Origin of the sequence: Hyphococcus luteus, assembly GCF_002943565.1 — a bacterium.
GTDB classification, from domain to species: Bacteria; Pseudomonadota; Alphaproteobacteria; order Caulobacterales; family Parvularculaceae; genus Hyphococcus; species Hyphococcus luteus.
In genome coordinates this window covers 93,471-117,253 of record NZ_PJCH01000016.1, presented here as the reverse complement: position 1 = coordinate 117,253, position 23,783 = coordinate 93,471, and the positions used below count along the sequence as shown (strand labels likewise).

At 57.7% G+C, this 23,783-nt stretch carries 15 protein-coding genes; 3 read left to right on the top strand and 12 right to left on the bottom strand.

The annotated features are described in order from the left end of the window. Nucleotides 1–3 precede the first annotated feature (3 nt). Nucleotides 4–1,581 carry a hypothetical protein gene (locus tag CW354_RS23590; protein ID WP_165793871.1) on the bottom strand — a complete coding sequence of 526 codons (1,578 nt, stop codon included), beginning with the start codon at nt 1,579–1,581 and terminating at the stop codon, nt 4–6. 517 nt (nt 1,582–2,098) lie between these two features. On the opposite strand from CW354_RS23590, the gene mobH reads away from it, so the two are divergent. The 3 genes from mobH (at nt 2,099) to CW354_RS20340 (ending at nt 10,301) form a co-directional block, all read left to right on the top strand. After that, nucleotides 2,099–3,934, top strand: coding sequence for a MobH family relaxase (gene mobH, locus CW354_RS20350; RefSeq protein WP_104831936.1), 1,836 nt, complete (start codon nt 2,099–2,101; stop codon nt 3,932–3,934). A gap of 133 nt (nt 3,935–4,067) precedes the next feature. Next, nucleotides 4,068–4,244: a hypothetical protein gene (locus CW354_RS20345; RefSeq protein ID WP_207764940.1), complete on the top strand. Its 177-nt coding sequence runs from the start codon at nt 4,068–4,070 to the stop codon at nt 4,242–4,244. A 546-nt stretch (nt 4,245–4,790) separates the two neighbouring features. Next, nucleotides 4,791–10,301, top strand: coding sequence for a DUF4011 domain-containing protein (locus tag CW354_RS20340; RefSeq protein ID WP_165793869.1), 5,511 nt, complete (start codon nt 4,791–4,793; stop codon nt 10,299–10,301). 235 nt (nt 10,302–10,536) lie between these two features. Here the strand turns inward: CW354_RS20340 and CW354_RS20335 are convergent, their stop codons facing one another. From CW354_RS20335 to CW354_RS20290, 11 genes are all read right to left on the bottom strand, one after another. Continuing rightward, entirely contained in the window at nt 10,537–13,155 is a 2,619-nt protein-coding gene (locus CW354_RS20335) for an AAA family ATPase (RefSeq protein WP_104831934.1), read from the bottom strand. Further along, a complete protein-coding gene (locus CW354_RS23755) occupies nt 13,152–13,598 on the bottom strand; it encodes a hypothetical protein (RefSeq protein WP_207764939.1) in 447 nt (148 codons plus the stop codon). The genes CW354_RS20335 and CW354_RS23755 overlap by 4 nt, the downstream gene beginning before the upstream one ends. Before the next feature lie 2 nt (nt 13,599–13,600). Beyond that, complete coding sequence (locus CW354_RS23750; RefSeq protein WP_207764938.1) at nt 13,601–14,293, bottom strand: metallophosphoesterase family protein; 693 nt, start codon at nt 14,291–14,293, stop codon at nt 13,601–13,603. A 118-nt stretch (nt 14,294–14,411) separates the two neighbouring features. Beyond that, the gene (locus tag CW354_RS24170) at nt 14,412–14,786 is read right to left on the bottom strand and encodes a ubiquitination-like system serine protease family protein (protein WP_104831933.1); all 375 of its coding nucleotides are present in this window, start codon (nt 14,784–14,786) and stop codon (nt 14,412–14,414) included. Nucleotide 14,787: 1 nt separating this feature from the next. Beyond that, a complete protein-coding gene (locus CW354_RS20320) occupies nt 14,788–16,185 on the bottom strand; it encodes a ThiF family adenylyltransferase (RefSeq protein WP_104831932.1) in 1,398 nt (465 codons plus the stop codon). After that, entirely contained in the window at nt 16,185–17,099 is a 915-nt protein-coding gene (locus tag CW354_RS20315) for a multiubiquitin domain-containing protein (protein ID WP_207764937.1), read from the bottom strand. The genes CW354_RS20320 and CW354_RS20315 overlap by 1 nt, the downstream gene beginning before the upstream one ends. 85 nt (nt 17,100–17,184) lie before the next feature. Beyond that, nucleotides 17,185–20,562: an ATP-dependent helicase gene (locus tag CW354_RS20310; RefSeq protein ID WP_104831931.1), complete on the bottom strand. Its 3,378-nt coding sequence runs from the start codon at nt 20,560–20,562 to the stop codon at nt 17,185–17,187. Beyond that, a complete protein-coding gene (locus tag CW354_RS20305) occupies nt 20,549–21,115 on the bottom strand; it encodes a hypothetical protein (RefSeq protein ID WP_104831930.1) in 567 nt (188 codons plus the stop codon). Before CW354_RS20305 ends, CW354_RS20310 begins: the two co-directional genes overlap by 14 nt. Then, nucleotides 21,105–21,926 (bottom strand): RNA polymerase sigma factor, encoded by an 822-nt coding sequence (locus CW354_RS20300; protein ID WP_104831929.1) that lies wholly within the window; start codon nt 21,924–21,926, stop codon nt 21,105–21,107. Before CW354_RS20300 ends, CW354_RS20305 begins: the two co-directional genes overlap by 11 nt. Further along, entirely contained in the window at nt 21,923–22,969 is a 1,047-nt protein-coding gene (locus CW354_RS20295) for a nucleotidyl transferase AbiEii/AbiGii toxin family protein (protein WP_243396496.1), read from the bottom strand. The genes CW354_RS20300 and CW354_RS20295 overlap by 4 nt, the downstream gene beginning before the upstream one ends. Beyond that, entirely contained in the window at nt 22,959–23,546 is a 588-nt protein-coding gene (locus CW354_RS20290; RefSeq protein WP_104831974.1) for a DUF6088 family protein, read from the bottom strand. The genes CW354_RS20295 and CW354_RS20290 overlap by 11 nt, the downstream gene beginning before the upstream one ends. Between the last annotated feature and the right edge of the window lie 237 nt (nt 23,547–23,783).

Here is a 23,783-nt window from a genome sequence, read left to right as displayed (position 1 = left end):
GGGTTAAAGGCTCCATAGATTGTGAAGGCCGCGGACGGCGACGGTCATTGCCTTGAAGAGCTTTTGAATCGCGAGGAAGTCGGACCAGTCCTTTGCTTTCAGCGCGTCCCAAAACCGCCCTGACTGGTCGAAAGACTGGAAAGGGTATCCCTGGGCCAGTAACTCGATATTTCCCTGGTCGAGCGTGGTGCGAAGGAAGGAGTCCTCCGGCATCACACGATCCCGCACGGCTTCGGGCGTCATCGACAATGCGCATCCCGCTGCGAGCGCCCACCAGGCGACAATGCTCGGTGAGACGGTCCGGGCAGCCTGCATAAGATCGTCATGGACTTCGATGAGAAGGTAGCCGAACCCTGAGTCCGGCAGGGCGACCACGAGATCCTGAAGCCCGTTGCGTATGGCGATCCGCGAGGCGTAGCCGTAGGCATTGCGGCGCAGAGCAGGCAGATCGTCGCCCTCTTTCGGCGGACTCAGGGGGTGGGGCGCTAACGAATCCGACCGCACGGAATGCGCCAGGGCAATCTCGATGGCGTCATGGCCGTTCCCCGGCGGATCTTTCGTTTCAGACGTTTGATCCTTGGAAAACGTGTGAACGTCGGGTAGCGTCGCCCGCGTCTGCGGCGAAGTGCTGATGTCGGCCTGGGGAAGTTCGTCGCCGTCCGCCTCAAGCGCATCCCGCGGAATGATTTTGGGGCCGCCGTGCAGGGCGGCGCTGATCCAGACGCCGGCTTGAGCATAGCTGCAGTCGATCGCTTCCGAGCGCGCGAACTCGTTCTGTAGTCCGGAAATCAACTCGTCGTCGTTGTAGGCGATATCCGGCAGGCTTGAGGGATCGTCCGCAATTTCCCGCGCGAAGGTCTTTTCAAGCGCTTTATCCTGGCGCGCGAGCAGTCCGAAGAACGCTTCGTCGAATTCGTCCTTCGTCCCTGCGTCCTTGTCGCACCATACCGCCTTGATTTTGTTGTAGCGTCCCCGGATCGCGACCGCCTGGGCCTTGGTGAAACGGGTTCGGCGCACCAGAAACGGCATCGCCTCGGCGAGCGGCTCCGCCGTGAACTTGTAAAGCGAGAAATTGGACGGCGCGCAGGGGATGCCGAAACGCTTAGCGAGGTAACTGCAGAATTTTGCGACGGTCGGCCTGCTATCGGTCGGCGCGGCTTCTTCGCAGTATTGCCGGTAGAGCGCGAGCATTTCGAGACTGCGCTCGCCGAATGAGAGATCGCCGCGGGTGTTGTTCTCGCGATAATGGCGCGCCATGACGTCGAGATCGCCGGGCCAGGGCCGAATGTCGGCCGTCACATGGCGGAAGCGCTCATCGTTCGTTTCAGAAAGCAGCTTCTTCAAAAGGATAAGCGTCGTGTTGCCGCCTTCGAGGACCATGTAAGCGCCGGCGCCGGGCCGGCGCGTCACCGCCAGAACACGCTCGAGGCCGCCGGACGCTCGCAACGATGCTTCGAGATCATGAGTCTTTGGATTCGGTAACTGACGGGGGTTTCGGTCATAGGGCTCGATCTGATCGATATCCAACCTGCGATAATCGCCGGCTTCTCGGTTCGACGGAGAGTCGAGCGCGGCGTTCATCGGAGTTCATTCCTGGTTGCGACCGCGCGCGAGGTTGAAAACGCGATTTCAATGCAAATAATTGGGCAATTTCTATGTCTGTTCAAACCAAACATGATTTAGCGCTGATCGACAACGTACACGGATAAATGATTGAGATGATTGCATAGCGGATTCGCTTTGTTAACCAATGCTGGTTTTCATCGACCCGACATAAATTTTCATCGGTTGCCGAGCTTGTTTCACCTACTCCGCTCAAAATTTCATCGGTTTGCGGTTTTGTTTCGGCGACTCATGACGCACGCCGAAGCGAGCGTCGCTTGAAACGCCTTGCCCTGAGACGAAGGCGTCGTGCGCCCCGAAGCACCCAGCAACGGATCGCGTCGGCAAAGTGCGCGATGAGCTGAGCACGCGCGTGGTGCTGGTGTTTCCGCTATCATTAGCGAACCCAATCCACACAGCGCCGCCAGCGCATGTCTTTAAAGGCTCGGTAGAATTTGCGCTCTGCATGCGCCGGCGACGCGGGTAGACTGCGCCGATGCTGGCTCGCGCTAAAGCTCTGCGACTGGGACCAGGTTGGTTTCGGCTATTTGAAAGGGCGTCGTCTTCGCCTGGCGCGCACGGTCCCGCGCCGGTTGAGTATGCGCTGCCGGTCCGTTCGCCCGACGTGCTTCTCAGCGCGCCGAAACGCGCCGCTGCGATCCGTCAGATCAAGGCGCTCGTCTCCGCGACGGATCGGCATTTTGAGACCGTCTATCGCGCCACGCTTATGCGCTGGGCGGCGTTCGCCCAAGAGCTCCCCGCGTCGGAAGCGCATCATCATGCGCATCAGGGCGGCCTTCTCGACCATTCACTCGATGTCGCAAGGCGCGCGCTGTTGATACGCCGTCAATACATGCTCCCCGTGGGCGCGCCGCCCGAAGTCGCGACGCGGGCTGCGGATCGGTGGACCTATGCAGCGTTTGTTTCAGCCCTTCTGCACGACGCCGGCAAGCCGGCGACGGATCAGGAGATCGAGCTGTACGCGGCAGACGGGTCCAAGATCGGAATATGGAATCCCTGGGCGGGGCCGATGACGCCGGGGGGTTATTATTTCATGCGGTTTCGGACCTCGCGAGTTTATCAGGACCACGAGACGGTCGCGGCCTTTCTGGCAGCGCAACTGTTGCCGCAAGAGGCGATCGCCTGGGTGGGCCAAGACGCGCAAGTGATGCCGGTCTTGATCGGTGCGCTGTCGCATCATGCAACTGCCGGGCGCGCGCTTTCCGAAATTATCGGTCTCGCCGACCAGCAGTCCGCCGCGTCCGCGCTTGGCGGCGATGCTGTCCAGATGCCAGGCGCTCGCCGTAAGAGTCTCGCCGTTGTCGTTCGCGAAACCATCCGGGATCTAATCGACACTGGCGAGATTCCCATTAACCGTCCCGGGGCCGGCGGGTTCATCAGCGATGATTCTTTGTGGCTGGTTTCGAAACGCGGGATGGACCGGATCCGCGCCAAGCTGCGCGAAACGGGCGCCGCTAACATCGCGCCGCGCAACGACACGTTCATGGACGACATGCAAGGTCAAGGCGTGATTATTCCGAATTCGGACGGGCGCGCGATCTGGCGGGCGCGGGTTCGCTCTCCGGATGGGAATTTCGATCAGGAGCTATCGTTTCTGAAATTTCCGGTCCGCGCCCTATGGCCTGCGCCGGCGCGGGGGCCCGAACCGTATGAGGGCGAGGTCGAGCCGAAGAGTGTCGAGGCCGCAGCGACGGAACCGCGATCTTCCGAGTCGGCCGCTGCGCAGCCAGCGAACGCGCAATTGTCCCCGGACGACCCCGACCCCGCGCAGCCGTCAGATGAAGCCGTTGAGCCAAAGTCTACGCGCCAGGATGCGCCCCCGCAGGCGGGCGAAGACAACTCGGGCGCTCATACAAAGGAGGAGAGTCACCATCCGGATATTGACGACGGGCGTGAGATTGCACGCTCCGTCGATCATGGCGGCCGCATTCGCAAGGGCGACATTCGTCTCGACGGAGAGCCGGAAGCGTTTTTCGACTGGCTCGCCCGCGGCATTCGGGAGGGAGACCTGACGGTCAATAATTCGAAGGCGCAGCTGCATGTGGTCGCGGAAGGGCTATTCCTCGTGAGCCCGCTCATATTCAAGGCTTATGCGGGAGAGGACGGCCCCTGGACCACGGTTCAAAAGAAAATGATCCGCGCCGGGCGCCACATTCGAACCGCGAACGGACAGAACATCTTCCTTTACCGGGTCGAAGGAAAAAACAGCGCGTCCAAGCTCCGCGGCCTTGTGTTGGAGGATCCGGAAACCTTCCTGGACGTGAAACTGCCGAAATTGAATAATCGCTTGATGCGAATGAGCGAGTTTTAGTCCGTCAGCGAAATGTTGCTGGAACGCTATAGAAAATCGAAGCGTACATAACGCCGCGCCTAGTGGACACGCTTACCGTATGCCTACTCCTGTACATCGGATATATTCTTTCCGCCATGCTTTCGAAAAACGTATGCTCGAAGCAGGGACCGACTACGAACTGCGTTGCCAGCTCATTGGGCACGCCAAGCCGCGGCCTGATTACGGCGGCGGTTCCATCACCTTCCGGCGCGACCAGCTTTTGAAGATCGCTCATCCTTATGAGGAGGGGCTGTTTGACTGCGTCGTTGAACGCTCGATGCGGACTTAGCTGCGGGTCCGCTCTGGGCAATAGAGCGAGTGCGCTCTGACTCCGGCTTACCGAGAATAGCAGCGTTCGTCGATAAAGCAGGACAATAACTTCTGACCGAGCACACGGCCGCTGGTCCATGGCTGTTCTGGGGTGTCGTCCGCTTGGGACATGCCCGGAATCCTTAAGCTCACGTTGGCCAGTCGGCGTCTTATTCTTAGCTTCAGACTGAATTAGCTGGCGGTAGAAATCGAACGGATGAGTCCGTGCAAATCGGCAGAACGCTGGATTCCATCGCCTGATCGACGGTGCTATCCGTCAGACTCCTACCACTATGAGCGTGTTTGTGACTATTCTTCTTCACAGAATGATTGTTGAATATCTGTAGTCATTCCTCTAAAAAATTAAGCGCACGCTGAACAATTAACAAATTATTGATTTTAAGCGATTTTAACTCAAACTGCGATTAGCGTAACCGCATTTGTAGCGTTTCCACAGCGTTTAATTCGCGCCCAGTAGCTCCGGCCAGTGCTGCCAGTTTCGTGTGCTCGACAGGGGAGGAAATCCGTGACCGCCGATGCTGCCGCAACAGACGAACATGAACTTGAGGCGTGGGTCCGGACACGCATCGAAGCGCTGCGCCCGCGGCTGCTTGATCTCACCCGCAGAAATCCGCTGATTTCCACAAAACTTACGCCGCGGTCCAATTCCTACGTTCGCGTTGTTGATGAGTTGCCCGATGTGCTCGCATTCGAACTCAGCAATCAGCAAAGCATGCGGTTTGTTCCGCTTCCTTCTCTCGAACTTGATCCCAAAGATGAGCTGCGGCCGGATTTTCGTGTAGCGCTGGCGGGAGCTCGCCGCACTGACGAAATATACCTGGAAGCGACCAAGACAATTCAAAATGGCGGTGACGAAGCTCAGGACGAAATGCGGCGTCTTGAGCGGGAGCTAAAAGACCGTGTGCGCGAACGCTTAGATTTGCCACCGCGTCAAACAGGCGCCGACATTTCACTCGCACAGCACGCTAAGCTGCACGGGATTTCTCCGTCCTATGACTTGCCCGATCCGAGCGAGGAACATCAAGACGGACGGCACCGGGACGAAGACATACAAACGCTCTTGCTGGCGGATGATCTTGAGAGGAAAATGACCGGCATTACGACAAAGTGCCGGACGTGGTTGCAAGAAACCGGAATCAATGTTTTGCATGCGGCATTCGGCTTTCTGGAATGGCAGGATGACAGATCGCGCAGCAGCGCCTTTGCGCCGCTCGTCCTCATGCCGGTCGGCATTACAAAGAATAAAACGCCGGAAGGACCCGAGTTCTGGGTAAAGGGGCTGGGAGACGCCGGAGAATCGAATCTTGTGCTTGCCGAAATGCTCCGCAATGATTTCGGGATCGATCTGCCAAAATTCTCAGAAGGGTCCATTGAAGACTATCTGGCGGAAGTCGCAGCGCTAAAGCCACGCAATTTGAAATGGAAAGTGCGCAGGCAGGCCACCTTTGGCGTTTTTCCCTCGGCGCGCATGGCTATGTATCACGACCTCGATACGTCGAAGACCTCATTTCACAATCAGGAATTGGTGAAGCAGCTTCTCGGTGGCGCGGATTCTTCAGAAGATTCGCCTTTCGCGGATGAGTATGATGTTGACGCCCCTGAAGTCGAGGCGAAGATTTCCTGCCTGGTTATGGACGCCGATTCTTCGCAGCTCAGCGTCATCGCGGACATAGCCGATGGCCGCAATCTTGCCGTCGAGGGCCCGCCCGGCACTGGCAAATCTCAGACGATCGTCAATACGATTGCGAGCGCTATAGCAGGCGGCAAAAAAATATTGTTTGTTGCAGAGAAAATGGCCGCGCTGGAAGTTGTAAAATCCCGCCTGGAATCGGTCGGCCTTGGCGAGTTTGTTCTGCCGTTGCAGGCAGAACGCTCGACGCGCGAACAGGTGATATCTTCCGTCAAGGAACGAATGGAAATGGGCGCGCCGCGTGCGGCGCCAGACTACGAATCAAAGCTTGCACAATTCAAAAAGGTCCGGTCTGAGCTGACGACATATATTGATGTTATTTCATCGCCTTACGGCGCTACTGGCCTCAAAGTCTACGACGTGCTCGGCAGAGCCATGTGGTCCAATGATATGTTAAGAGACCGGCCTGACGTATTTCTAAATCCGCCTATCAGCGATCCGGAATCCTTTGACAAAATTCGTCTTGAAACGCTTCGTCATGCTGGGGATCGGTTGGATGCGGCGAGCAACGAGGCATCCCAAGCAGCAGAATATTGGCGCGGCCTCGATATTGATAGCGCAGACCGATTCACGCTGGAGCAAATCCTGGCGCTCGCCAAGGGCGCCAAGGATGCTTGTGAGGCGGCGGCGCGTGAACGGGAAGCGCTTCAGGACTTTAATATTGATCCTAAGCTGCAGCAAAGCGGTGTCGCTGCTATCGAAGGCGCGCTTAAGGAGATTAAATCAAAGATTGGAGATTGTGATGCGGCATTTATTGTGCGCATGGCGAAAAGTGGCGTACTTGATGAAATTGTAAGATTCCACGAGGCTTGCGCTCGCTATCAGACAATCTTCGGGAAACTGAAGAAATTCCTCACCGCGCCGTCTGATGATATGCTCGCGGAACGCGTGCGCAGAATATATGCGCTTTGCACGCAGAACGACATAAGTTCGCTCGACCTGGAAGCGCTGCTTCGCCGTATTGAGTCAGACCGACACGAACTTGCGTCGCTGGAACAGGTTGAATCATCTCTATCGGATTTACCTGAAGACATTGCGGGATCGGAGAGCCTGAACATCGATGCGATCCGCGTAGCGCATGACCTCATCGCCAATTCTTCACCAGAATCTCTCGCTTTGCGTACTTCGGCGAATGCTAATCCGGCAGCTGCTCTCATCGTCAAGCAGGCGGCACAAACAGGAAGGAAGTTGCGTGATGAAAAGACGAATCTCGAAGAACGTCTGATCATCCCACCTGATTTGACTTCGACGGAGCTGGCCGGACACGCTGCCGCCTTACGTGATTCAAGTGTCTTCTCGTTCCTCTCAAGCTCCTGCCGAAATGCAAAACGCATAATGCGCACTCTGTCTCGCGCCGGCCGCGTGAAGAAGGACGAAGGCGTTCGGCAGCTTCAGGCTCTGGCGGATTGGAAAGCTTCGGAAGCGAAGTTTCTGGCAGATGAGCAAGCCAAAGCCTGCTTCGGCATGCATTTCAAAGGTATAGAGACGGATTTTGATGCGTTTGAAAGGCTTGGCCATTACTACGAGAAAGTAGACCAACGCCTGAAAGGCAATGGCAACCGCAATCTGCGCAACTTTTTAAAGGAAGGCGATTTAGATGCGCTCCTTGCCGTTCCCGAGCTTCCAAAAACGCAGTGGGACGGAAAAATCTCTGATCTTTCCCGTAAACGTGCCGAACTTGCATCGCAAACCCAGGCGCTCGAAGCGGCGCACCAGGAATTAAAAGAGCTGTGCAATTGCTTCATAGCGCCTGCAAAAATGCGCATTGACGCTCTGCTGGAACTTGCCAAGCAAATTGAGGCGAATGTTAAACGTAAACATGAACTTGATAGCGATACAGTGATTGCAGGCACTCTTGAAGACAAATTCCACGGAGCCGTAACCGATATCGAAGAGCTAGCGCGGAATTTGACGATCGCTCAAATCGCTACATCAAATGATGCCTATGCCGATGAAATCCTGACGCAAGTTGAGGCGGGTTCGATTATACCCTGCTTGAAAGCGCTTCAAAGCGTGCAAGAACGCGATGCGTTCGCCCGTGAAGCCCTTGAAGCGCTTTGTGATCGCTCGCATATTCCACAATCGCAAATCACGGAAGGCAGAGATCACGGTGAAGTTGCTGTTTTTCTTGATGCCGCGTGCAGTGATGAATCCGGCCTTCAGGCACATGCGAAATACGCCCGCGCTCGCCGCCGCGTCGATGAGCTAGGCTTCGGCTGGGCGACGACAGCGCTATTGGGCCAAGAACAGGCGCTAAGAGGCTTTGGCGAAATCATCGAAGCTTCTGTTATTCGCGCTATGGCGCTCCAGCTCATGTCGACGCACGGGGCTGTGCTTGACCGTTTTCCTGGTACGCAGCTCGATGCGCTTCGAGCGAAACTTGCCGGCCTCGATTCGCAAATAATACGTTTAGCCCAACAACAACTCCGGTCTATGGTCGCGGGCAGCGCCAATCCTCCGTCAGGCATTGGATCGGGGCCAAAATCACGCTGGACAGAAATGGCTTTGCTTGAGAACGAAACGAGCAAGAAACAAAGATTCATTGCTGTGCGTGACCTGACGCAACGCGCACGGCGTTCGCTTCAAGAGCTTAAGCCGTGTTGGATGATGTCGCCGTTGGCTGTCGCGCAGTATCTTCCTGCGGGCGAGGTTTCCTTTGACCTCTGCATCATAGATGAAGCGTCGCAGATGCGGCCGGAAGATGCTATCGGCGCTCTTGCGCGTTGCTCCCAAGCCATGATTGTCGGTGATACTAACCAGCTTCCGCCGTCCAACTTCTTTCAGAAGATGCTGAATGACGGCGAAGATGAAGACGAAGATGCTCTGGTTGACGAGGAATCGATTCTTGAAATCGCGAATTCCCGCTTTCGCCCGGCACGGCGCCTACGGTGGCATTACCGCTCGCAACATTCCGGGCTTATTCGGTTTTCAAATGAGCTGGTCTATCACAACGATCTGGTGATTTTCCCGTCCGCATCCGAACAGCGCGCCGATATGGGCGTATCGCTCGTACCGGTGGAAGGACGTTATAGATCAGGAGTTAATCTCGATGAAGCACAAGCCATCGTCGAAGCGGCCATTCGCTTTATGCAAACCTTTCCGGATAGATCTTTAGGGATTGTTACGCTCAATCAAAAACAGCGTGACCTGTTGATCGATGAAATGAACTATGCCCTCGATAAGGATCGCGCTGCGAATGCATACGTAGAGGATTGGGCGGTACGCAATGACGGGCTTGAGTCGTTTTTCATTAAGAACCTTGAAAATGTTCAAGGCGACGAGCGGGATGTCATCTTCATAGGCACCGTATACGGTCCGGAGCAGCCGGGTGGACCCGTTATGCAGCGCTTCGGCCCGATCAATGGAAAAGCGGGGCGGCGCAGGCTCAATGTTCTTTTTTCCCGCGCCAAGCTGCAAATCGTGACATTCTCTTCGATGAGGCCGTCTGATATCCGCGCCGACGAGAATTTCAATCCCGGCACATACATGCTCAAGCGCTGGCTGGAATATTCCGCGAGCGGCGTTCTCGAAGCGACCGACCAATCACATGCGAGCACGGATTCCGATTTTGAGGATTATGTGATTCAACAGCTCAAGTCGATGGGCTGCGAGCCAGTGCCTCAAGTCGGCGCAGCCGGCTATTACATAGATATTGGCGTGAAACATCCGGATTGGCCATACGGATATATCCTGGCCGTAGAATGTGACGGGGCAAGCTATCATTCTTGCCGTTCGGCGCGGGATCGCGATCGCTTGCGGCAGGAAGTGCTGGAACGCCGCGGCTGGAAATTCCATCGCATCTGGTCGACAGACTGGTTTAACGATCCCATTCGCGAGGCGCAGCGGTTGCGTGAATCCATCGAAGCAAGGCTCGCCGAATTGTCGTCTCAGCGAGAACGCTTTACGCCACCAGCACCCCCTGAGCACGTCCTGGAAGATGTCCAAAGCGACTTGGCGGCCGCGCCTTCTGAAAGGCTGGCTAAATCGCAAATCGAACTGGATGCGCAAACGCCGGGTGACCCGAAAGAACGGCAGGCAGAAGACTCTGCTGAAGCGCTGCAGACCTCCAACCCATCTCCCTTCATTGAAATCGGCGATCAGGTCCGGGTTCGTTACCTTACTGGCTCACAATCCACCCTGCAGGTAATCATAAACGACAAGTTGAACGATCCTGATAACGGAATAATATCCGCGCATGAGCCGCTTGCCACGGCGCTGCTTGGCGCGGAACAGGGCGAAGAAATCGAAGTGCTGGTCGGGAGCTATGTACGTAAAGCCCTCATTGAAAATGTCGTTAAGGCTGAAAATCGAACGATCATGAAGTAAAAGGCCACGGTTCTTCGCGATTTGGAAGATTGCCGAGTTCGCGTAAATCCTGCCTTACCGCTTTTTCCTCGGGCGAATTGGATGCGGGATTGGCGTATCGAACCGGTAATTAAAAACTTCTGGTTGGATGCTGCGTGAGCGAGTCGAACTCGATGGCATGAGGATGGTCCGCCGAATTTGATCTTGAACTGGTTAACTTCATCGATTCACCTCAGCAGGGATGCAAAATGTGCCTTCACGCCGTGTTGCTCGATAGGCTTCGGGTTGTCACGCGCACGGAATTGCCGCCGAGGTTTCGGAATGCGCGCTGCCTGCAGGATAAGACGAGAATCTGTAGGTCGTCGGCTTGCCGGTGCAGCGCGTCGAACATTAGTTCAATCCGGTCATCGTCAGTGAAGACCAGGGCGTCATCGAGAATCACGGGAGCATTATGTCCATGCTTTGCGAGCATTCGGGCGAAAGCAAGACGGACTAGGAGGGCGACCTGCTCCTTCGTGCCGCCTGAGAGAATCTCAATCGGCTCTTCCTGTCCATTACGGATCAGGGCCGTCGGCAACAACGTCTTGTCGCCCCAGGAGAGCTCCGCGTCGGGCCAGAGAAGTTGCAAGAGCGGCTTCAATTCGATGGCGACTGGTTCGAAATAGCGTTCTCGCGCGTCGCTGCGGGCTTCTTCAAGCACTGTTTCCAATCTCAGAAGGACGGCAACCTCCTGTTCGATCCTAGCAAGCGTGGCCTGCGCGACTTCAAGCTTCTGATCGGTCTCGGCAAGCCGTTCTTCAACGGCGTCGCCGGCACTTCGGGCGATACGCTCGTCGAGCGTCGCTAGTTCAGGTTTGAGCCGGACGATTTCAGCGCGGGCTGTTTCCTCGACCGATTGGGCTCGTTTGAGCTTCGCTTCGGCGGCTGCAAGATCCGGGGAGGACCGGACCTTCTCCGAATGCAGCGCTTCGGCAGCTTCAAGCGCTGTCGTGGCGCGACGCAGCTCATCGTTGAGGGCTGTTTCGTCAGTGTCGCCGAGTCGGCCCAAAGAAGCAGTCGCTCTTGAGAGACGTTCTTGCGCGGCCTTCAATTCAGCATCTATGCGCGAAGAGGTCGAACGGGCGTCTGAGAGGTGGTCTGTTGCGGCGGTCCGACTGGTTTCGGCTTTGAGTCGCGTGTCATCGGCCTGCGCCAAGAGCTGCTCAGCATCCGCCAGCGGAGGGACATCCTCCTCAACCTCTTTCAGTTCGGGGATCGCGGCAAGCTTGGCACGTAGGTCCTCAATGCCGTCAGGGGCAAGCGAATCGAGTGACGCTTTCGCTTCCATACGACGGTGTTCCGCCGCATCTCTGGCCTCTGCGGCGTTACGGGCTTCTTCAATCGTGGTGCAGCCATGTCGTTCGAGCGCAGCGAAAAGCGCTTTTTCGGCCTTATCTACAGACCCGTCGTCCTGACCGCCCGTACCAGCGCTGACTGTCAGGACACCGATGCCTTCAATAGCGAGATCCGCGCCATTGGGGATCGCCAACGGACGGTCCCCCGGCAATTCCTCGCCATTGCGTTTGATCTTGCCTTCGGAGCCCTCGTCATAAGCCATGATCAATTGCGCCGCCTCGCCGTCACGGATGGCGCGTGCAGTGGTCAAGTCTGAAGCCAGATCTTCCAGCTGACGCAGCGATTTGGAATCGGGTCCGCGCTTCGCCTCCGCAGCGGCGGATTCCATGTTATTACGCGCTGTCTGTGCATTCTTAATTCGCTCAATAAGTTCTTTCCGTCTCTCAGCGCCATCCAGCGCTGCTTGCCGGCGTTGCGATGCACGAAGCGCATCTAGTGCGTTCTTATAGGCGATCTGCGATTCTTTGAGTTGCAGTTGGGCCTTCGCACGTGTCGCTTCAGCCGACTCAAGATTGAGACTTGCCGCCGTAGCCTCCTTGGAGGCGTTCGCGACAGCTTCCTCGGCATCGGTTCGCTCCTTTGTGGAGTCCCTCAGGGTCGTGAGGCGCGTTTTAAGGTTTGTTACGATGAGACGCGCTGCGTCGACTTTCCGGGATTCAGATTCAACCGCCTCTGCATGGCGCTCTGCGGCCTGGAGTTCGGCGGTCGCGTCCTTCAGGCGCTCTTTGCGCGAGGCGGCAGCTTCCGGATCTTCCAATTCCGTCAACTCGCGGCGCTTGCGTTTGCGCTCCTTCAGGTCATGGCGAAGGTTTGTCGCAGTGGTGGCTAGATTCTTGTGCTCGGCGAGAAGAGCTTCGACGAGTTCCTCGGCAGCTTTCCACGGTCCGCCTGCCTTCGGTCGTCCTTTCGGCGTTGCGAAGTTGAGGAGTTCCTCGCGACATCGCGCCAGCGCCATGTCCATCCGGCGACCGCCTGTCATGGCTTCGACTTCTCCGGTCACAGAGGAAAGAAGATCGCGCCTAGCTTCCAGCGCTGCTTTCTGTTCCTTCTTTGACCCCTCCGTCAAGGCGGTCAGTCCCTGGCGAACCCAGAGAAGGCCCGAGGGTCCGCCATCCCCGCCGCCAAGCAGCTGCGAGATCCAGGACTCGGCTTCATCGGCCTGCGCAATTAGCCTGCCGTCCTTCTCGATGGTGGCGGAAGGTTTCGACATCCATCTTTTGGCGATCGTGAAGCGGCCATCGTCAGTTTCGATTTCGACGGTGACTTCCGGCGCGCCGCCCGCATGCGGACGGAGTGCCTTGATGTCCTTGTCGCTCGAACTGTGGGCCTTGAAGAAGACCGCCTGTAGCGCATCGAACAGAGTGGACTTGCCGAACTCATTCGGTTTACAGAGGACGTTGAGCCCGTTGCTCAATCCCTCCAGGCGGACAGGACTGGTGAAGCGCCGGACGTTGTTGAGAGAAATAGATCGAATTCTCATTCCGCCGCCTCCTTCACATATGCATACAAGCGGGCGAGAGCGCCAGCCGACACAGCGCGTTCCTCTGCGGATAGCGTTTCCGACTCGGTGCCTTCTTTTAGGCGATTTGCAGCAAGCCGGAGCGCGCCTGCCTTGTCGATGTCATCGAGGTCGGCGTCGTCGTAGGTTGTGCCGAGCATATTCGTATCAAAGTCGAAGTGCGCAAAGTCCGGCCCGAGACGAGCAGCCGCCTGGCGCAAATCCGCTTGCTGTTGCAGACTGGCCCAGCCTGTCGCTCGGACGCGGATCAGAATGTCGCGGCGGCCTTCATCTGGTAACACCGCCTCCAGCGCTCGTGCACAATCCGTGTTCGGAAGAAGCGGTAATTCGGTGTTGATCCACAGAAACGCGCCCGTCTCGACCTCTTCGACCGTAGGCGGCGCGCCAGGACCTTCTAATGTCACGCTCAGGCAGACACCGCGCCGTCCATGCTTGAACCGATCCTGTTCGGGGCTGCCGCTATAATGTGTGCGATCGCTGATTTGGAGACGTCCGTGCCAGTCGCCAAGCGCAAGATAATCGAGCCGGGCGCTACGGTCTCTGTCGGGCGGAATGTGAGCACCGCTGTCGGTAAATCGACGACGCCACCATGCGCGAGACCGATCCGCAAGGCGCCCTTTGTCGCCGGTATATCCATTAAGTTCGCTGTCAGATCGCGTCCAGAGGAACGAAAAGCGACCGGGCAGGGGAAAAGAAATATCTTAGGCGCCAGTTCGACGGCCGACGCGTCGGCCAGCGCGTGTACATTCGCGGGCGCGTCGCGTGTGATCGTTTCCCAGAGAGGCTCTGCATCCTTCAGATTGTCGTGATTGCCGGGCAGGAGCCACCAGTGAATGTCCGCATTCTCACCCATGGCGGTAAGGGCCTGCCGCACCACCGAATCTGAGGGCGTTGCGGTGTCGAACGTATCCCCTGCGAGGAGGATATGCTTTGCATTTCTGTCATGAGCAACCTTTGCAATTCGGGAAATCGACGCATGCCGCGCCTCCATGAGCCGACCACGGATATTTCCGTCCGGCGGCTGCGGAATATTTGCAAACCGCCTACCGAGGTGTAGGTCAGACGCATGAATCAGGCGAAAGGCCATCGGAATCTCCAAACTCTCCTTCTCAGGGCGCAGACAATGCGCGATCTGAGGAAATAGCGGATCAGAAATCGCCGCTGTAAAGGCGACAATAACTTCTTCAAAACACCACCCAAAGCCTTATTCCCGCAAGTTATTTCTTCGCGGCATTCAAGTGCATTTGCGGCCGTCCGTTCTTGCACCAGTTCACCTGGCCCCTTTTTATCCAGAAATGGCACCCGCAGGCGTTTCGCTGGTGAACCGATGGGCTGACGGTCGGGCGTCGCCACCAATCAAGGGTGACGGACCAGCGAGGCCGCTGATGAGGGTTGAGTGAGAGATCGATCCGTCGTCCGCAGCCGCCAGGACAGCGCAAGGACGCCCATTTTTTGATCCCGCCGTCCTTGGCGAGCACGAAATCCGGCGAGACGGATCCGTCCTGTCTGGGAAGGCGCGGCCTCGTCTCGGCGATAAAATCCGCCTTCAGGAACCCAAGGCGGCGGACGATATTGATGAACAAGCTCTTCATATCACGTCACCATGTCCAAAAAGGGATCGCAGTCGCCGCGGCCCAGCGTGGAGGTCGCTTCGCAAGCCGGGCACTCTGGACTCTTTGCGATCGCTGGAAACCGGTCGTCGCAGGCGTGAAACCGCCGGATACGGACGGGGCGCATGCCGGAGTCGCCATGAAACCCGGTCACCGCGGCAAGGAGTTCGCCAATCGCTAGACAGCCTGCTTCCGTCGTGAAAGCGGCGACGGCAGGCGCAGGCTCGCCTTCGCCCAGCACATAGGCTTCCTTTTTCAACGCCTCGTAGGCGTCCGGATCGCGTCGCATCAGGGTTTCTTCTCGGGCGCGGCGGGGATTGACATTGTTTCCGCAGACGAGGCAGGCATGTCCCGCCACAAGCGTCGAGACCCGCGCAAAAAGGTCGAAACCGCCGTCAGTGCGCCGCTGCATCGCGAGACCCACATCGATAACGGGGATGCCGTAGAAACGACTGAACCGGTTGAGAAAGAGACGGCCGGCGTGATCGTCCGTACAAGAAAAGATCACGTCGCAGGCCTTCAATGCATCCCAACTTTCCGGATCGCCTGCGAAAGCGTTCAGTGTGACGAGATTCATGCCTAGATCGGCTTCACGGACAGTGCGTTGATGGATCTCGGCTTTCGGCGCCCCCACATCGGCGTCAGTGCGGCGGGCGCCGTGGAGACGATTGAGATTGGAATGGTCCGCAGCATCCTTTTCGAACAATATGGCGTTGCGCACGCCATGACGCATTAGCAGCGGAAGCACTGCGCTGCCCGTCCCGCCGCCGCCGGCTACGCCGCACCGAAGATTTGCGATCGTCGCATTGGCCCTATCCCCGAAAAGACGGATTTGACGATCGAGGAAGTCCGGCGAGACGCCAGGGCCCGCCGTCTCTGTAATCGTAATCCGCGAACCGGCATGTAGAATGCGGGAGATTGGTTCGTGCCGATCTCGCCCGGCCCAATACCGTGCGGCGATCAAGCCCTCGCCATTAATTAGGAGGCTGATTAACCCCGGAGCGCCTTTCAGCGAGGCCGTTCGCGCAAGCTCCGCTTCATTACGGTCGTCCTGGCCGGAAAATGCGGCGGGACCTCCGGGGTGGGTGTGCACGATGGCGGGAATGAGCCCCTCATTTACGGCGTCGCCTAGTAGCCGCATGAAGCCGTCCGTCGACCAGGTGACATGGACGGCTGAGGCCGATACCGCGTGCGCTGCGGGAATGGAGCGAAACGCGTGCGAGACGAAACGCCGCCGCGGACGCCCGCTCCAGGGGTCCGCGGCGATGTCGGCGAGGCCAAAAAGGAGGTAGCCGGCGGTTTCGACGCCGGCTCCCATCGACAGCAAGGACCGAATATCGGCCTCGTGCGGCGCCTGCAGAATGAGGTCGAGCTCAGTCATCAGGCGCGCGCTTCTTCAAGGGCGCGACGTACGCGGGCGACCATGGTCTGCAGCCCGTCAATGCCGGGCCGCCAGGCGTTGCAGTGGCGAGACCAGCGCTGCCATGTACGGCCGCCGAAATCGTAAGCGGCGTTGGCGGCCCGCGGTTCACGTCCGATGCTGGCGAGTTTGAGGCGCGGCGAGGTGTAGAACATATCGGGCGCCACGTCCGGATAGCCCGGCGGCAAGATGATCAAAATGTCGGCGGTCGCGTGATCGAACTTGCCGTCCGGAAGCGGAAAGTCCTCGAGAATCACGGCGATCTTCCCGCCCTCGTTGAGCACCTCGAAGGCGACGTCGTGACTCTCGAGGAAGCTGCGGTCCGCGGACGGGATCAGCTCCCGTCCTTCGGTCGTTTCGTCGATAATCGAGATAAAGCGCTCAACGCCCGGCTTGCCGAGATCGATGAGATCGCAATCCTGGATCTTTTGGTCGTGGCCGCCCGGAACGTCGAGCCAGAGCGCGTAGTTGGGCGCGAGTCGGGCGAGTTTTTTCGCAACGAAACCGCTGATGAAACGGCGCGGCCATTCAAGATCAGCGTCGTCGATCTTGAAGAGAAATTTCCGGTCGGTCCGGACGACGAGCACGCGCTCGGCACCGCGGCCGCGTAGATCATACTGCTCATCGAGTCGGATATCCTCGAAATCGCCATCGGGCAGAATGGCGATCGCGACATATTCGTGAACGGGCGCCCCGCCGACCGCTTCAACGAATTGGCGGCCGAGCGGCTTCGGGTCGTCAAAGATGACGGGCTTGAAGTCGAGCGTCTCATCTGCCATGAGCACGCGGAAGCGAGCCCCAGCACGCAGGGGGCGATTGTCGCGGACGGCCTCGGCGAGGTCGTCGACATCGTTTTCGTCAGGAAAATCAGTCACTAAACAAAGTCCTTCTATTGGGGCGAGCGCGACCTCGCGCCCGCTTGCAGAAGGTCAATCGCGCCCGGTGGCGCGAACCGGTAAGTCAGAAGAGGTTTTTTTTAAGAAGCCGACCGGCAGGCGGGTCGGAGCAGATAAAGAAGTGAGGGCAGCGAGGGCAGGAGCGGCTCGGTGCGGCGGGAAATGATCCCACTTGGATAGCGGCGACAACCGTTTCGATCCGATCCCGACGATTATTTAGCTTGGTGCCTGTGAGGTGCACCGGCTCGGCGATCTCGTCCGTCAGAAAGACGAACTGAATATTGGCTGAGGTGCCGCCAGCCAGCTGGAAAGCCGTGGCGTCGAGATCTTCCATCGCGCCGGAAGTCTGGCGGCCGGTCCAGATGCGGCGCAGTATGATGCGGCCATCTCTGGCGCGGACGCGATCATGGGGCCTCACGACGATCTTTGCGTCGCCAATGTCAAAGCTCAGTTCTTCCAGCGGAAGCGGCTCATCGCCGTCACGCAGCCGTTTCAAATAGCCAAGGAGCCTTTCCGCCGCCGCTTTATAGGCGGCGGCGTTCGGATCGTCCGCCGGTCCCCGTTCCGCCCAGTGACGCTCGAAATCGTCGTCATCCCCGCGAAGCAATGCATCGATGGCCGACTGAACCGAAGCGTGCATTTTCATGTAAGGGGTTTCTGTGCGCCGCCCGCCGAGCCGCAGGACATGGGTGTAAAAGAATCTCCGAGGACATTTCTCGAAGAGGGCAAGCTGCGCCGGAGAGATCGTGAGAGGGCTGTCAAAGGAGACCTCGACCCTTCGCTCCGGCGACGTGTCGGCGCCGTTGCCGGATAAGGGTTTTTCGGACACCAGGAGATCGGCAATGCGATCAATGAAGGGCGAACGGTTTTGACGCCGTCCTCCCTTTTGCAAGGACGGGGCGTAAAGAATGAGGCGATCTTCGGCACGGGACAGCGCGACAAAGAACAAACATTCCTGTTCTTCGTCATGCCCGGATTTGAGGGCGTCTTCACCCCGATGCGGCGCACTTTCGATCATGCCGTCTGGCGGCGGAAGTCCGCGCATCTGTCCTGCGTGTTGAGGAAGCGAGCCTTTCGTCAATGACGGCAAGTGCAACGCTTTGAACTCCAGCCCCTTGCTCTTGTGGATAGTCAGCAGGCGAACGGCATTCAATGATTGAGCGGCGGCGGGAAGGTCACGAAGTTCACGTTCATCTGCCAGCACCACGAGGCGGCGGATGTGGTTCAGGAGATCCGTAATCGGAAATCCGCGCCGTTCGTAACGCGCTGATCTAAGGAAATTCTGGAACTGCCATAAGGCGATTGCCGGAAGCGGGTTTCCGGCGGCGATGTCATGATGGGCCTTGGCAGCGAGACGGGAATGATCGAGATAGATGGAGGCGAAGGCGCGCCAGGGCGTTGTTTCGGGCGACAAATCCCGTAACGCCTCCACCAATCCGTCAAAGCCGACTTTTCCGGACCTGGAAAGCACGCTCGACTCGGCGAGGCGAGTCTTCCATTCGAGCGGTGCGAGTCCCGATGCCGTCGCCAGGACGCTGGCACACTCTGCGATGTCGTTGAGTGGGATTGAGAATTCGGGGAGCCGAGAGGTAGCGGCGAGGCCCATGGCGCGCGGATCGACCAACAACGAAAGTAGAGAAAGAGCGATCTTGACTTCTGGTCGGTCAAAGAGCGGGCCGAGAAAAAGGACAGGCACGCCGCGACCTTCAAGCCCTCCGGCAACTTCGGAAAGGCGATCATTCGCCTTGCAGAGAACCGCCTGATCTTTATACGGAACGCCAGCTGCCTCAAGCGCTTTAATGCGTGCTGCGATCTCTTCCAGTTCGTCGTCTTTTGTACCGACCGTGACGAGCAGCGGCTTGAGACCGGAAGCGCCGCGGTGCGCATCTACGGAGAAACCAGGCTCCGCTGCGATCATTTCTTGGGAGGCGAAGCCGGCGAAAGCATCGCAGATCTCCTGGCGCGAACGATAATTGGTCAGCAGATCCTTGACCACGCCGCCTGGGAAATCCTCATTACCGAAACGCGACATATTGTATGAGGATGCGCCGCGGAATCGGTAGATTGACTGCTTGCTGTCACCGACGACCCAGAGCCCTTCGCCGCTTGGCTTGAGTGCGGTCAGGAGGCGGACGCTTGCGCGATTGACGTCCTGATACTCGTCGACGAGGATATGTTTATATCTCGTTCGGAGCTGATTCCGCACAGAAGAGTCGTTTTCGAGAAGTGAGGCGGGTCGGGCGACGAGATCGCCGAAATCAACCGCCCCGTGTTGTGCCTTCAGGATTTCGTAGGTCTGGTAGATGGTCGCAATCTCCAGACATTTTTCCGCTCGGATACGATCGTCATCGTTCGTGGCGGTGTCACGCATGGTTTGCGCAAGCGCCGCATAAAGATCAGCGTCGGCAACCTCATCCTTTGCGCGTGAAATTGCGGAAAGGATATCGCGCAGCTTATCGGTCGGATCCCAGAGATCGCGGAAATGCTTGAGATCGAGACGTGCAAACTCATTTTCCAGAAGGGAAATCGCTTCGGCGGCATCGAGGAGCCTCGGATCCTGAGGCAAATCAAGACGATCATGAAACCGCCGGATAAGGTCGAGCCCGAAGGCGTGGAACGTACCGATCCAAAGCGAGCCCGCCGCATCTGGCCAAACCTGCATTGCCCGGTTTGTCATCTCCTCGGCAGCCTTGTTGGAAAAGGTCAGCACAAGGATAGAGGCGGGATCGATCGATTTGTCCTTCAAGGAGGAGAGGCGACCGATCAGGGTCTGGGTTTTACCGGTGCCGGGACCGGCCCTTAGCAAAAGGGCGGGTCCGTCGTGGGATGCTGCATCTGATTGCTTTACATTGAGCGGCTTTGGCGAGGCTGGTTTTACTTGCTCAAGCTGCACGTCTGGCAGGAGGAGTGCGTCGAAGAGTTGCACGGCGACCATATCGTAAGGAGCGCCGAGCTTTTCAGCGATCTTGGCGGCTGACATTCCGTGTTCGACATGCCACTGTCTGGCGACCGGGCGGGGCAGCAGAAACTCCCTCGCGAATAGGTCCATCTGGACTTCCTGGCGGGCCTTTTGGCTGTAATCGACTACCCGGTCGGCGCCCGTCGCGGCGGGATCAGCCGAGCGCGCAAGGTCCATTTCGGACGTCGCCGAGAGATCGACACGGCCGCCAAATTCATCGTGGCCGATTTCGTGAGCTACGAAGAAGGCGTCGAGAAATCTATCGCCTGTTTGCTCATGGCGTATCGAACGGGCTTCGGGATCGAGGAGGGCGCGCCCTCCCTCCAGCATCTGGTCTCCTGGAGGATAGGATCGGACTTCGATATCACGTCGCTCGGCTTCGCGAAGAACAAAGGCATAGGGATCATTCGGGCTCGCGCCACCATCAACGAGCGCTTTGTGTAACGCGGCGGCTCGCTGGCGGGCGACTTCAAGCGGATCCATCTCGTTCGCCCAGCCGCTTTAACGCGGCCGACTCCGCTTCTGTCAGTCCCAGGTTTCCGACGAAGGTCTCGAAATCCAGAGCGGCCTGAGGGGTTGGTTTGCTGTCTGCTTTGAAAGCGAGCGCTGTTTGATTCTGCGGCCGTGACTGAAGATAGGTCAGGAAAATATGGACACCAACGCCGAGCTTACGAGCAAGGCCCAACAGGATGGGGAGAGGGACGGTTTCAACCCGAACCTTGGCGTCTCTGAACCCGCACAAAAAATCGCGCGGCAAACCGATAGACTTCGCGAATGCTCTTAAACCCTCGCCGGAGAAGGCTGCGTCCAAAGCAGCGAAACCTTTCGCCGTCACTTCTTTGACAGATTTGGTTTCCAGCGTTGCGGCGTCGATTTGAACTTCCAGGTCGCACAGAGTCAGTTCGTGGAAGAGATCTGTCAGTTCGAGCGCTAATTCTGGATAACGGCAGATATAATCACGCAGAACCGCGTGATTGAGCGGCTGTTCCATTGCGAAGTCGGAAAGGACGTCTTCTGGATCATATTCAGACGTCATGGTGAACCTCTATTCCAAGCTTTTCTCTCAGTTTTTTGATGGCCCGGCTACGGATGGCGCGTACTGTTTTGGGCGTGCGCCCGATGATACGCGAGATCGAGGGGGTATCTTCATCTTTGCTTTCGTCCTGAATTCCCGCTTCCTGCATCTCGATAACTCTCCTTTCTTCCTCCGGGAGAGAGTCAATCGCGGCCCGAACTTGAAACCGGTAAGTGAGTTCCTCTTCCGGGGACAGGGATTGGGGTCCGAGAAAATCCAGACTCTCCTCGACCTCAGCAGGAACATCGCCGCTCTCGTCATATTCAAGAGGGGCGAGGGGCTTTTGACGTGTCATGACTTTTCGAATGGCGCTGTGTCGGAGGGTGACGACGGCTCGGTCGAACACGGCTTCGAAAATGTCCAGACGTTCCTCATAATCCTGACGGTCTAGCAGGACGAGTTCGGTAAATCTGTCGAGGGTCTGTTCCAGGATGGCCGCGAGGTGGGAGATTTCCGCGGGCTTGTCCTCGATGCGGGTTTCGGCCTTGGGGCAGGCGCGTTTGATGCGTTCAGAAACAATTGAAAATATGGCGTCGAATTCAGCATTCGAATTATGCCGACGGCATCTTCTCAGCCGATGCATCAGGATTTCTGACGGGATGTAATCAGGGTCGCGCCGGTTTTTGATGAGGGCTCGATCTGAAAACGCTTCCAGAGGTAGCGAAAGCAACTCAGGGAGTCGTGACTCGATCTGCGGCTGCCTGACATAGGGACTGCCGTCATTTTTCACTTTGCGTAGTGGGGGAATATCGGGCGGCTCGAAATCGGTCATGTCGCTGATGTTTTTTTATGCGCTGAATTGGCGATTGTTTCGACTTCTTTGATGATGCTCAACAACTCCTCAAAGGTCGAGGCGTCGTTCAGTAGAAGGCCATCCGCGACCATTGCCTCATAGTCTTTTTGAAGTTCATTCAGGCGGTCTCCGTCCGGGATGAGGTTAAGCGCTCCGTTGACTGCGAGGTTATAGTCGATAGCGCCTCCGTCCGGCCCCGGCTCCCGGAAAAAGAGCGTCTTGTGCTGAGCAACAGCGGCGGCAAGCGATTTGTCTGCAATGGCGCTTTGAGCCGTTCCGGCGTTGTGGAGACGGCCGAGGTCATGCCAATGGCGCGCGAAAGCGGGGCGTCCTCGATTACGGCCGCCGGCGCAATAGACATGAACTGCGGTCGCCTTTTCCCAGAACGTCCGCTCGGGGGTCATGGCGCGAACGGTAGTTGATGGAAAGGCAAGCATTGGGAGCGCAGGGGCCGCGTCGCAATCAATGCCGATTTCCTTTGAGGGTTCGCCCGTGGAGCGGGCGCCGAATTCGGCAAGGACAACTGGCTTTACATATCCGCTGCCAGCGCTCGCTGGCGGATAGCTTATAATGAGCGCGTCGCCGTCTACTGACGGCTCTGCGGTAAGGCCATCTTCCTGCAGCGCTTTTCCTATGGTTGGCAGCGTTGTTTCAGATACCCATTCCGGCAACCGTTGTCGGATCTCCTTGGTCCATTTGTTTGCCTGCGATCGATTTTTCGGCAAGCCGTCAGCATTGCTTGCGAGTTCAGGGATGAGAGCGGTGACATTGTAAGTAAGGTCGATGTCTTCCGAGAAGCGATTGATGATTTTATACGCTTTGGAGAGCGACGTACCGCCTTTGAACACCAACTTATCTCCAAACGGAGCTTCGAAGAGCGTCTTCAGCGTCCAGACGACCCATGCGTCTTTTTCGAGCAGATGCATGGGTCGCCCCGTTTGATCAGCCGCGATCGCAAGCGCCTCGGCTTTGTCCGGCTCGGGCAGGGAGAGGAAGGGAGGATGCTGTTCGTCAGGCGGCAAGGCTGCTCAACTCTTTCGCCATCCATTCAGGCATGCGTGTCCGCATGGAGAGCAATTCCTGTTTTTCAGTCGCATTCAAAGCGCCGCCGAGGCGCATTGTGGTTTCGGCTGCACGTTCCTTTCCCATCCAGGCAAGGGCGCGGACAGCATGTCCCGATTTCGCCAAAGGCCGTAGCAGCATCCAAGGCGCCGCATGGCGCAGTTCGACCTTTTGCCCGCCGAGCGACAGAGATCGCGTTCGGCCGGATGTCAGGTAAACTAGGGCGGAGGGATTCTGGGTGGTCAGTCCGAGCATGTTCGCCGCCGCCGCGCCGTTCGGCGCGACGGTCTCACCGGTGCGTGCGGAAAGCTGCTTGATGAACTTCTCCGGCGTGGGTGCCCGCTTGCCGAAACGTGAGGAGACGGGACGCGTATAGACGCCGCGGCCCGCGCGGATGAGCGCGCCGCGTTTCACAAGCCGGGAGAGCGCCTGGTCGATGCTCGCGCGTTCGCCAAGGTGCAACAGCTCCTTCGCGGCGATCGGCGCGCCTTCGGGCAGGGGCTCCGTATATCGCAGAATTGATTCCGCAGTGGTCATCTCTGTCTCCATATGTCAGAAAATATAGCCTAGTTTCTGACAGTTTGCAACGGCTATATTACGGCTGAAAGAGATCGGTGGCGGAAATTAAGTCGTTGAAAATAATGGGGTTATTTTAAATGTGATGATATCAAAGCGAGGGTGGGCCACTTTAATGGCGACGCTATGCATGGCCTGCTCGATATCAAGGGCTAGCGAGCATTGGGTAGCCGTTCAATCGCGGTTTAACGCATCCGG